Genomic DNA, 11,719 nt, shown 5'->3' on the forward strand with positions numbered 1-11,719 from the left:
GGGGCCTTCGTCGTGTCTAAGCCAGCTGAACTAGTGGGTGTCCACGGCTTCGATTTCGGAGCGGTCGCCGCTCCACTGGGTGTGGAAGGTGCCCTCGGCGTCGACCCGGTTGTAGGTGTGTGCGCCGAAGAGGTCGCGCAGGCCCTGGGTCAGGGCGGCGGGCAGGCGCTTGCGGCGCAGACCGTCGTAGTAGGCCAGCGACGAGGAGAAGACGGGCACGGGGATGCCCAGCTGCACCGCCGTGGCCACGACGCGCCGCCAGGCCGGAACGGCGTCGGCGATCGCCTCGGTGAAGGCCGGCGCGAGCAGCAGGTTGGCCGGGCGGTCCGCGCCGGCGTAGGCCTTCATGACATCGTCGAGCAGTTCGGCGCGGATGATGCAGCCGGCCCGCCAGAGCGAGGCGATCTCGTCGAGCTTCAGCTCCCAGCCGTACTCCTTCGCGGCGGCGCCGAGCATGTCCATGCCCTGGGCGTAGCTGACGATTTTCGAGGCGTAGAGGGCAAGGCGCACGTCCTCGACAAAGGACTCGGGCAGTTCGACGCTCGACTCGTGGCCCTTCAACGTCTCCTGTGCCAGCAGGCGCTGCTCCCGCTGGGAGGACAGGCCGCGGGCGAACACGGACTCGGCGATGCCCGAGGTCGGGCTTCCGAGCTCAAGCGCAGAGACGACCGTCCAGCGGCCGGTACCCTTCTGGCCGGCGGAGTCGACGAGGATGTCGACGAACGGCTTGTCGCTGCGCGGATCGGTGTGGCGGAGCACCTCGGCCGTGATTTCGATGAGGAAGGACGAGAGGGAGCCCTTGTTCCACTCGGTGAAGATGTCGGCCTGTTCGGCCGGTTCGATGCCGGCGGCCGAGCGGAGGACGTCGTACGCCTCGCCGATGACCTGCATGTCGGCGTACTCGATGCCGTTGTGGACCATCTTCACGAAGTGGCCGGCGCCGTCGGTGCCGATCCAGGCGCAGCACGCCTCGCCCTTGTACTTCGCGGAGATCTTCTCAAGCATGGGGCCAAGCGACTCATACGACTTGCGGGAGCCACCGGGCATGATCGAGGGCCCGAGCAGCGCGCCCTCCTCGCCGCCGGACACGCCGACGCCGACGAAGAACAGGCCCTTCTCGGCCAGCGCTGCCTCGCGCCGACGGGTGTCTTCGTAGTGGGAGTTGCCCGCATCGATGATGATGTCTTCGGGCTCGAGCAGCGGCGCCAGCTGATCGATGACGGAGTCCACCGGCTTGCCGGCCTTCACCATGATCAGGACCCGGCGGGGCTTCTCAAGGGAGTCGACCAGCTCTTGGAGGGATTCGGTGCGGATGAAGTCGCCCTCGTGGCCGTACTTCTCGAGCAGGGCGTCCGTCTTTTCGATCGACCGGTTATGCAGGGCCACGGTGTAGCCGTTGCGGGCCAGGTTGCGGGCGAGGTTTGCTCCCATGACGGCAAGCCCGGTCACTCCAATTTGTGCACTCAATGATTTCTCCGATGCTTCGAGACGCGTCGTTGGCGCCTGCGCTGAGTGGGGGCATCTTCGCCCCCATCCCTTAATCCTCAGCCTATTACCGGGGGCGCTCCGGAAGCCATAGGACGGCATATGGCCTAGGTAACATTCGCCACGGGCCGCGGACTCGGCTCCAAACAAGTCGTGAAACAATGGAACCGATGACTGACGCGACCCTTTCCCCCGCTCCCGGTTCCACCCGCCCCCAGGTCCGCCCGGAGGTGGAGGGCGCCGCCCCGGTCGTCGGCAGCGACGGGCGTCCGCTCCTCCAGTTCAAGTCCCCGCGCGTGAAGCAGCCGCCGGTGCACCTGGCCGACCTCACGCTCACCGAACGCCAGGAGCGGCTCAAGGAACTCGGCTACCCGGCGTACCGGGCCAAGCAGCTCTCCACCCACTACTTCACCCACTACACCACCGATCCCGAGCTCATGAGCGACCTCCCCAAGGCGGGCCGGGCCGAACTGGTCGAGGCGATGTTCCCGCCGCTGCTCACCAAGGTCAAGCAGCTCAAGACCGACAACGGCGACACCATCAAATTCCTGTGGCGGCTGTTCGATGGCGCGCTCGTCGAATCCGTCCTGATGCGCTACCCCGGCCGGGTCACCCTGTGCGTCTCCTCACAGGCCGGTTGCGGCATGAACTGCCCCTTCTGCGCCACCGGCCAGGCGGGTCTGACCCGGAACATGTCCACCGCTGAGATCGTGGACCAGGTGGTCGCCGCGAACCGCGTCCTCGCGGCAGGCGAGCTCGGCGGGACCCGCACCGACGGCGGGCACGACGCCGACCGCGTCACCAACATCGTCTTCATGGGCATGGGTGAGCCGCTGGCCAACTACAAGCGCGTCATGGCCGCCGTCCACCGCTTCGTCGACGGCTCCCCCGAAGGGCTGGGCATGTCGGCCCGGCACATCACCGTGTCCACGGTCGGGCTGGTGCCCGCGATCAACAAGCTCGCGGCCGAGGACGTTCCTGTGACCTTCGCGCTGTCCCTCCACGCGCCCGACGACGAGCTGCGGGATGAACTGATTCCCGTGAACACCAAGTGGAAGGTGGACGAGGCCCTCGACGCCGCGTACAACTATTTCGCCACCACGGGGCGCCGGGTGAGCATCGAGTATGCGCTGATCAAGGACATGAACGACCACCCCTGGCGTGCGGACCTGCTGGCCAAGAAGCTCAACAAGCGCGGCCGCGGCTGGGTGCACGTCAACCCGATCCCGCTGAACCCGACGCCGGGGTCCATCTGGACAGCCTCGGAGCCCGCCGTCACCGCGGAGTTCATTCGCAGGCTCCGGGACGCAGGCATTCCGACGACGCTGCGCGACACGCGCGGCCAGGAGATCGACGGGGCGTGCGGGCAGTTGGCCGCGGCCGACTGACGCAGCCCGAAAACGACCGCCGCGCCTCGAAGCGTCCGGCACACCCGAAAACGACAAACGCACCGGTTTTATCCGGTGCGTTTGTCGTTATCAGGTGCGTTGGTCGGCAGTGCCGGGCCTAGTCACTGAAGGTGAGCACCAGCTTGGGTGCGGCCGTGCTGCCGGCCTCCCGGGAGTTGAGGTCAAGGCCGTCGCTGCTGGTGGAGTCCATTCCCAGGGACAGCTGCTGGCCGAGCTCACCGCTCAGGCCGCTGACGGTGAGCGGAACACTGTAGTTGGTGTTGGTCACGGTCGGGCCCAGCGTGCCGATGCCGGTGCCCAGCGCCGGCCTGTTGCTGTACGTGATCGCGCCCTCGGTCCAGGTGTCGCTGGCCACCAGCTTCACGTTCTGCCGGCCCGAGGACCCGCTGCCGGCACTGCGCACCTGCAGCGTGGCACTCTCCAGGGTCCTGCCCGCATACGCCGACAGATCGAACTTCAGGTACGAAACCTCCACCGGGCTGCTGTCCACCCCCAGGACGGTACCCGAACCATAATTCGTCCCCGTCGCCCCGCTGGAGACATAACTGTCAGCAGCGGCCGTCAGCGTGACCGTCTCCGGGGTGCCCCCGCCGCCGCCGCCCGCGGCAGCGGTGGTGAAGGTCCACGTCTTATCCGATGACAGCGGATTACCGGCGGCATCCTTCACCCCGGCCGAGCCGCCCTTGATCGTGGCCGTGTACGTCGTGCCCGCCGCCAGATCCGAACCCGGATTCAACGTCGCGACATTGCCGCTGTACGTCACGGCCGCCGGCACCGGCGTCGTCGACCCCTGCGCCGTCAGCGTGAACGTGGAGGACGTAATCGTCGAGGCGGTCATCGCCTCCGAGAACGTCCCCGACGCGTTCGCCGTCACCGCCACACCCGTCGCACCGGCAGTCGGAGAGGTCCCCGTCACCGTCGGAGCCGTCGTATCCGTAACACCGCCGCCGCTGCCATCACTGAAGGTGAGCACCAGCTTGGGTGCGGCCGTGCTGCCGGCCTCCCGGGAGTTGAGGTCAAGGCCGTCGCTGCTGGTGGAGTCCATTCCCAGGGACAGCTGCTGGCCGAGCTCACCGCTCAGGCCGCTGACGGTGAGCGGAACACTGTAGTTGGTGTTGGTCACGGTCGGGCCCAGCGTGCCGATGCCGGTGCCCAGCGCCGGCCTGTTGCTGTACGTGATCGCGCCCTCGGTCCAGGTGTCGCTGGCCACCAGCTTCACGTTCTGCCGGCCCGAGGACCCGCTGCCGGCACTGCGCACCTGCAGCGTGGCACTCTCCAGGGTCCTGCCCGCATACGCCGACAGATCGAACTTCAGGTACGAAACCTCCACCGGGCTGCTGTCCACCCCCAGGACGGTACCCGAACCATAATTCGTCCCCGTCGCCCCGCTGGAGACATAACTGTCAGCAGCGGCCGTCAGCGTGACCGTCTCCGGGGTGCCCCCGCCGCCGCCGCCCGCGGCAGCGGTGGTGAAGGTCCACGTCTTATCCGATGACAGCGGATTACCGGCGGCATCCTTCACCCCGGCCGAGCCGCCCTTGATCGTGGCCGTGTACGTCGTGCCCGCCGCCAGATCCGAACCCGGATTCAACGTCGCGACATTGCCGCTGTACGTCACGGCCGCCGGCACCGGCGTCGTCGACCCCTGCGCCGTCAGCGTGAACGTGGAGGACGTAATCGTCGAGGCAGTCATCGCCTCCGAGAACGTCCCCGACGCGTTCGCCGTCACCGCCACACCCGTCGCACCGGCAGTCGGAGAGGTCCCCGTCACCGTCGGAGCCGTCGTATCACCGCCACCGCTGCCGCCGCTGCCGTCGTAGTAGTGCCAGTAACGGCTCGTGGCATTTACATCGGCGAGCAGCAGCAGACCGCTGTTGGCCGTGCCTCGCGAACTATTGATGTTCTGCTTCGTCGACGTCACGTTGTGGACATACTGGTCGGCGTCAACGATTCGCGCCGTCTTCGAAGTGGTGAAGCTGATGGTGCTGAGCGGGGTGGATTTCTCGTAGATGGCCCCACCTGAGGTGGTGCAGGCACCGGCGTTGGTCGTGCCGCTGGGCTTGGGATAGGTGGCGAAGGTGCGCAGTCTCTGCGTGCTTTCGTCGATCAGGACGATCACCCGGTTCGGGCACTCGGCCACGGTTGCGATGGTGTGCGCCGACCACGTCGACGTCGAGTTGTTCAGGGCCAGCAGCTGGATCAACGGCTGGGACGCCGATGTGTACGACGTCTTGATCGCGGCGAAGACGCGACCACCGGAGGAGTCCAGCCACTTCAGGTTCATATGGTCATCACCGCTGCGCTGGCCCGACACCGCCGCCACGGGAGTGGACCAGGAGCTGTTTGACGCTCCATCGTTGTGGAAGCTGAAGTACATGCCGTCGGTTGAGTCACCGACCTGGCGGCTCCACATCAGACCCATTTTGCCGGGCCCGTAGGCCACCAAAGCCGAGGTGTCATCCACCGATACGTTGCTCAGCGACGCGGGATGCGCGAACGGTGACCCCCAGGTCTTGCCGTCGGTGCCGGTGACATTCAGGTAGATCCGGTTCCCCTGCTGCCAGGTGGCCCAGATCCGGCCCGTCGTATCCTTATCGATGGTCAGGGCCTCAACGCGCTGATTGTTGATCTGGGTGGAGCTCAGCAGCGTGTACGTCTTAGTGCTCGCGTTGTAGCTGTAACGCCGCATCGTCGTCGGGTAATTCGGCTCGGCCGGCAGACCGTCATTGACGAACCGGTAGCTCGCCACATGCAACGTCGACCCGTCCCACAGCACGTCATGGTGGGTGCTCGACCGCGTATCGGTCTTCACACCCGTATTGACCCAGGAGTTCGTCGAGGGGTTGAACCGGAAGATATGGAAGTCCGAGCTGGACGTGTCCCACAGATTGCCCCACCACAGCCCGTCGTGGAACCACAGATTGCTCGTGGCCCGCTTGGTGCCGGTCGGCGTCCCCGTCCCCGAATGCGACGGACCCTCGACCCCGACATCGCCGGTCGCGCCCGACGCCGCGACCGGCATCACCAAGGCACCCGCCGCAACCAGCAGCGCCGTCAGCACTGCGTTGATGCGCAGATTCAGCAGCCCGCGAGGACGCGGACCACCCTGGCGCCGTAATTTAGATTGAGAAGTCCTGCGGCCGTCACCACGACGGCGAAGTGAAAAGAATGCAGAGTCCAGCACCAGTTGCCCCCTGGATTTAAAAAATGGATCCCCAGTGCGTCAAGTGTGGAGGGGGCGATCCGTCGAGCGCAAGGCAATCGGGAGCGACTCCATACCCTAATTGCAGTCGGTTTCTACCCTGAATTGGAGTGACCATCTACCCTAAATTGGTGGGACTCTCTACCCTCATTGCTTGATTCCCGACCAAACCCCGGGGGCGGAGTCGACCGTCGCGCCATTCCGGCGCAGTCGAAGTGCTGAGGTTGGTGCCTCTGCTTTCGTGGGACAGCAGTGTCGAGTCTTTCGTGGAAAGGGCGCACTCAACGCAGAAACCCCGTTCCCGCGGCTTCTAGGCCGGGAAACGGGGTTTCGGTGGTGGGTCCTACCGGGATCGAACCGATGACATCCACGGTGTAAACGTGGCGCTCTACCAGCTGAGCTAAAGACCCAAATTCGTGAATGCGGCGCCGCCCGGAAAATCCGGAAGAGCGCTCATCACGAGGACTGACTCTACCCGATGACGGACGGCGCGCGCCAATCGCTGGCACCCGGCACACGGGCGGTCCGCGCTCAATTCTCCAGCGCGGGCAGCCTTTCCGCGAGGTAGGTCAGTGACTCCGAGACCCCGGCGTCGATGAGCAGGGTGGCCAGATCGTCGCCCCGGGTCGCGCCGCGGTTGATAATGACCACAGGCTTCCCTGCCTTGTGCGCGTGGCGGACGAACCGCAGCCCGCTCATCACGGTGAGCGAGGACCCGGCGACAAGCAGGGCCCCGGCCTCGTCCACCATGCGGTAGGCCTCGGCTACCCGGTCCTTCGGGACATTCTCGCCGAAGTAGACGAAGTCCGGCTTGAGCATCCCGCCGCAGACCGGGCACGGTGCGATGACGAAATCGGCGGTGTCATCGACGTCGGCGTCGGCGTCGGGTGCGACGTCCCCGGCGTCGGCTTCGCGCTCGAGGTAGCCGGGGTTGAGCCTTTCGAGCAGATCGGCGATCTCGGCCCGCCGGAACTGCGTCCTGCAGTTGAGGCAGACAACCCGGTCGTAGGTGCCGTGGAGGTCGATCACGTTGACGCTGCCGGCCGTTGAATGGAGCCGGTCCACGTTCTGGGTGATGAGCCCGGTCAGCAGCCCGCGCTGCTCGAGCCGTGCGACGGCGGCGTGGCCCGGGTTGGGGTCGGCGTGGCGCAGATGGCGCCAGCCCACGTGATTGCGGGCCCAGTACCGCCGGCGGAGGGCGTCATCGCCCACGAACTGCTGGTAGGTCATCGGGTTGCGCGGGGGCGACGACGGCCCGCGGTAGTCGGGGATGCCCGAATCCGTGCTGAGGCCCGCCCCGGTCAGGACGGCAAGCCGCAGGCCGGACAGCAGCTCCACGGCCTCATCGAGCCGGGCTAGGGCCTCAGCGTCGAGGGGTGCCAGCGCGGCGGAGCCGTCCGTCGCGAATCCCGTCAGTCCGAAGCGCGGATGAGCCGCCGGATCCGCCGGCACGGGATCACCGGGCGGATTCTGTCCGGGCTGCACGCTCACGCCGCACCCGCCAGCGAGGCGACGGCGGAGGCATAGTCCGCCGCGCTGCGCGGCTCCCCCGGGCCGGAACTGACGACGGAGGAGACCAAGCCGTTGGCGTCGAGGAAGAAGGTGTACCGTCCCGCGTGCCCGGCCTGCCCGTCGAAGACGCCGAAGGCCTGGGCTGCGGCGCCGTGGGGCCAGAAATCCGACAGGAGATCGAAGGAGAGGCCTTCGGCCTCGGCATAGGCCCGCAGGGTGTACTTGGAGTCGGTCGAAATACCGAGCAGCCGGACACCATGGGCCAAAAAGAGGCCCCGGGAGGCCTGCAGGTCCGCCAGTTCCCGGGTGCAGACCCGGGAGAAGGCCGAGGGAAAGAAGACGAGCGCCGCCGGCGCACCCCGAAGGGCACTCAAACGAATTGTTTCGCCATGCTGGTTCACCAGCTCGGCAACGGGCGCGGGCTCACCCGGAACAGGGAGCCTCGTCACGCTACTGCTTCCGCCGGCTCACCAGGCGGGTTGCGGCCCACTCCTTCGAGACCCCCGCGGAGGAGGTTGAGTGGAGCCCTGCGGTGGGCGCGGCCTCCTGGATTTCGGACGGGGCGACGTAGCCCTCGCGTCCGGGCTTGGGGGTGAGAACCCAGATGACGCCGCCTTCGCCGAGGGAAACCAGTGCGTCGACGAGAGCATCAACGAGGTCGCCATCGTTGTTGCGCCACCACAGGATGACGCCGTCCACGACGTCCTGGTCGTCCTCCATCAGAAGTTCCGACCCGATGTCGGCCTCGAGCGCGTCGCGGAAGTCGAAGTCGACGTCCTCGTCGTAGCCGAGCTCCTGAACAAGGTCACCGGTCTTCAAACCCAACTTGCCCGCCACACTTACTGCAGTGGCGGCTTCGGCCTCGCTCACTTAGTTCCTCCTGAAGAACGCCGGGACCGTCCAGATGACGAATCCGCACAAAGGTAATCTTGTATTACTACCAGCCAACACCTTTATACGCCACGCTTCAAGCTGGCATGACCTTTGCACGGGCTGCGGCGCACCCCATCTGGTGACACCGCGCCCCCCTTACCCGCCGCCGCGGGCCCATCGACCGTCCGACGCCGCCCTGCCATGGCGTCCGGCGGCGGGCCGCCGCCGCCCTGCCATCCGCGGTTTCGCCCAGCGCGAAGCCGCGGCTACGCATCCGACCCGCCGCGGCGATAGAGTGATTCGGTGAACGGCCTCGGTTAATCAGCCCCCGGCCGGACCTGCACAATCATTCGGGCAATCGATCCGAAGCACGAAGTCATAAGCGTCGCTGACAACATCGGCGACAAGTGGAGAGGTTTTCGCGTGGCTGCAGAAGAAGGTACGGCAGATATTTTGAGTGGTCTGACCGTGGGCAAGCCCGATGGCGACCCTGAGGAGACGGCTGAGTGGATCGAGTCCCTCGATCAGCTCATCCGCACCCAGGGCACCGAGCGGGCGCAGTACATCATGCGTTCGCTGCTCCAGCGGGCAGGAGCCCAGAGCGTCTGCGTTCCGATGGTGACCACCACGGACTACGTCAACACCATCCCCGCCGACCAGGAGCCCGAGTTCCCCGGGGACGAGGAGATCGAACGCAAGTACCGCGCATGGATGCGCTGGAACGCGGCGGTCATGGTGCACCGGGCCCAGCGGCCGGAGATCGGCGCGGGCGGGCACATCTCGACCTACGCCGGCGCGGCCACGCTGTATGAAGTCGGTTTCAACCACTTCTTCCGGGGCAAGGACCACCCGGGCGGCGGCGACCAGGTGTTCTTCCAGGGTCACGCCTCTCCCGGCATGTACGCCCGGGCCTTCCTCGAAGGGCGCCTCACCGAAGAGGACCTCGACGGGTTCCGGCAGGAGAAGTCGAAGGAGGGCCACGCGCTCTCCTCCTATCCGCACCCGCGGCTCATGCCCGAGTTCTGGGAATTCCCCACCGTGTCCATGGGCATCGGCCCGATGAACGCCATCTACCAGGCGCAGTCGAACCGCTACCTCCACAACCGCGGTATTAAGGACACCTCCGACCAGCAGGTCTGGGCGTTCCTGGGCGACGGCGAGATGGACGAGCCCGAATCGCGCGGCCTCCTGCAGCTCGCCGCCAACGAGAACCTCGACAACCTGAACTTCGTCATCAACTGCAACCTGCAGCGCCTCGACGGCCCGGTGCGAGGCAACGGCAAGATCATGCAGGAGCTCGAGGCGTTCTTCCGCGGCGCCGGCTGGAACGTCATCAAGGTCGTCTGGGGCCGCGAGTGGGACTCGCTGCTCGAGAAGGACAATGACGGCGCGCTGGTGGAGATCATGAACACCACCCCCGACGGCGACTACCAGACCTTCAAGACCGAGTCCGGCGGATTCGTCCGGGACCACTTCTTCGGCAAGTCGCCGGCCACCAAGGCGATGGTCGCGGATATGACCGATGCGCAGATCTGGAACCTCAAGCGCGGCGGCCACGACTATCGCAAGGTGTACGCGGCATATAAGGCGGCCACCGAGTTCAAGGGCAAGCCCACCGTCATCCTCGCCAAGACCGTCAAGGGTTACGGCCTGGGCCCGCACTTCGAGGGCCGCAACGCGACCCACCAGATGAAGAAGCTCACCCTCGAGGACCTGAAGGCGTTCCGCGACCACCTGCGGATCCCCGTCACCGACGAGCAGATCGACAACGACCTCTACAACCCGCCGTACTACCACCCGGGCCCCGACGCGCCGGAGATCAAGTACCTCCTCGAACGGCGCAGGGAACTCGGCGGCTCCGTCCCCGAACGCCGCACCAAGCACGCCGAGATCACCCTGCCTGGCGACAAAGCCTACGAGACCGCCAAGCGCGGCTCCGGCAAGCAGCAGGCCGCCACCACCATGGCCTTCGTGCGCGTCCTCAAGGACCTCATGCGGGACAAGGAGTTCGGCAAGCGGATCGTGCCCATCATCCCCGATGAGGCCCGCACCTTCGGCATGGACTCCTTCTTCCCCACGGCGAAGATCTACAATCCCAAGGGCCAGAACTACCTGTCCGTGGACCGGGACCTCGTCCTCGCCTACAAGGAGTCGATCGAGGGCCAGATCCTGCACGCCGGCATCAACGAGGCCGGCTCCGTCGCCGCCTTCACTGCAGCCGGAACCGCGTACGCCACACACGGCGAACCGCTGATCCCCGTCTACGTCTTCTACTCGATGTTCGGGTTCCAGCGGACCGGCGACTCCATCTGGGCGGCCGCCGACCAGATGACCCGCGGCTTCATCATCGGGGCCACCGCAGGGCGCACCACGCTGACCGGCGAGGGCCTCCAGCACGCCGACGGACACTCTCCGATCCTGGCCTCGACGAACCCGGCCGTCATCACCTACGACCCGGCCTTCGGGTACGAGATCGGCCATATCCTCCGGGACGGGCTCAACCGGATGTACGGCGAGAACCCGGGCGGCTCCGAGTCCGAGCGGAACCTCATGTACTACCTCACGGTCTACAACGAGCCGTACGTGCAGCCGGCCGAACCCGAGGAGCTCGACGTCGATGGCCTGCTCAAGGGCATCTACCTGCTCAAGCCCGCGAAGGTCGACGGTCCGCGCACGCAGCTGTTGGCCTCCGGCGTGGCAGTGCCCTGGGCCCTCGAAGCCCAGCAGATCCTCGCCGAGGACTGGGGTGTATCCGCCGATGTCTGGTCGGTCACGTCCTGGAACGAACTGCGCCGCGACGGGCTCGCCGCCGAGGAGGATGCGTTCCTGAACCCCGGCGCTGAGGCCCGCAAGCCGTTCATCACCCAGCAGCTCGAGGGTGCCACCGGCCCGATCGTCGCCGTCAGCGACTTCATGAAGGCCGTGCCGGACCAGATCCGGCAGTTCCTGCCCAACGAGTTTGCCACCCTCGGCGCCGACGGGTTCGGGTTCTCCGACACCCGCGCCGCCGCGCGCCGGTTCTTCAAGATCGACAGCCACTCGGTCGTCGTCCGTGCGCTGGAGATGCTCGCCCGCCGCGGCGAGGTCGACAGCAACGCCCCGCGCGATGCCATCGAGAAGTACTCGCTGCTCGACGTGAACGCCGGAACCACCGGCAACACCGGAGGCGAAAGCTGACCCTGCTCAAGGGGTCCCCGGGTCTGACCCGGTGACGGCGGGCGGTGGACGCAAGTCCACC

The 11,719-nt window shown here is 66.6% G+C and carries 7 protein-coding genes and 1 tRNA gene; 2 read left to right on the forward strand and 6 right to left on the reverse strand.

Annotated features, from left to right (window positions below; genetic code table 11):
- Positions 1-30: 30 nt before the first annotated feature.
- The gene (gene gndA / locus GVV77_RS05110) at positions 31-1,467 is read right to left on the reverse strand and encodes an NADP-dependent phosphogluconate dehydrogenase (RefSeq protein ID WP_159616927.1); all 1,437 of its coding nucleotides are present in this window, start codon (positions 1,465-1,467) and stop codon (positions 31-33) included.
- 188 nt (positions 1,468-1,655) lie between these two features.
- Here gndA and rlmN point away from each other — a divergent pair, with 188 nt between their 5' ends.
- Positions 1,656-2,873, forward strand: a complete 1,218-nt coding sequence (gene rlmN, locus GVV77_RS05115; protein WP_159616929.1) for a dual-specificity RNA methyltransferase RlmN — start codon at positions 1,656-1,658, stop codon at positions 2,871-2,873.
- 118 nt (positions 2,874-2,991) lie between these two features.
- On the opposite strand, the gene GVV77_RS18275 is transcribed toward rlmN, so the two are convergent.
- The 5 genes from GVV77_RS18275 to GVV77_RS05145 form a co-directional block, all read right to left on the reverse strand.
- On the reverse strand, positions 2,992-5,916 hold the full coding sequence (locus GVV77_RS18275; RefSeq protein WP_246199656.1) for a CBM96 family carbohydrate-binding protein: 2,925 nt from the start codon (positions 5,914-5,916) through the stop codon (positions 2,992-2,994).
- Positions 5,917-6,430: 514 nt separating this feature from the next.
- Positions 6,431-6,506 (reverse strand) — tRNA-Val (locus GVV77_RS05130).
- 121 nt (positions 6,507-6,627) lie between these two features.
- Entirely contained in the window at positions 6,628-7,512 is an 885-nt protein-coding gene (locus GVV77_RS05135; protein WP_201293176.1) for an NAD-dependent protein deacetylase, read from the reverse strand.
- A 71-nt stretch (positions 7,513-7,583) separates the two neighbouring features.
- The gene (locus tag GVV77_RS05140) at positions 7,584-8,057 is read right to left on the reverse strand and encodes a redoxin domain-containing protein (protein WP_159616931.1); all 474 of its coding nucleotides are present in this window, start codon (positions 8,055-8,057) and stop codon (positions 7,584-7,586) included.
- A 1-nt stretch (position 8,058) separates the two neighbouring features.
- Positions 8,059-8,478, reverse strand: a complete 420-nt coding sequence (locus tag GVV77_RS05145; protein ID WP_159616933.1) for a DUF3052 domain-containing protein — start codon at positions 8,476-8,478, stop codon at positions 8,059-8,061.
- Positions 8,479-8,904: 426 nt separating this feature from the next.
- Between GVV77_RS05145 and aceE the strand changes: the two genes are divergently transcribed.
- Positions 8,905-11,658: a pyruvate dehydrogenase (acetyl-transferring), homodimeric type gene (aceE, locus tag GVV77_RS05150; RefSeq protein WP_159616935.1), complete on the forward strand. Its 2,754-nt coding sequence runs from the start codon at positions 8,905-8,907 to the stop codon at positions 11,656-11,658.
- Positions 11,659-11,719 lie beyond the last annotated feature (61 nt).

This window comes from Arthrobacter zhaoguopingii (assembly GCF_009828605.1).
Lineage (GTDB): Bacteria > Actinomycetota > Actinomycetes > Actinomycetales > Micrococcaceae > Arthrobacter_D > Arthrobacter_D zhaoguopingii.

Coding starts and splice junctions, on each gene's coding strand:
- rlmN (WP_159616929.1), top strand. CDS start 1,656: ATGACTGACGCGACCCTTTCCCCCGCTCCCGGTTCCACCCGCCCCCAG.
- GVV77_RS18275 (WP_246199656.1), bottom strand. CDS start 5,916: ATGCCGGTCGCGGCGTCGGGCGCGACCGGCGATGTCGGGGTCGAGGGT.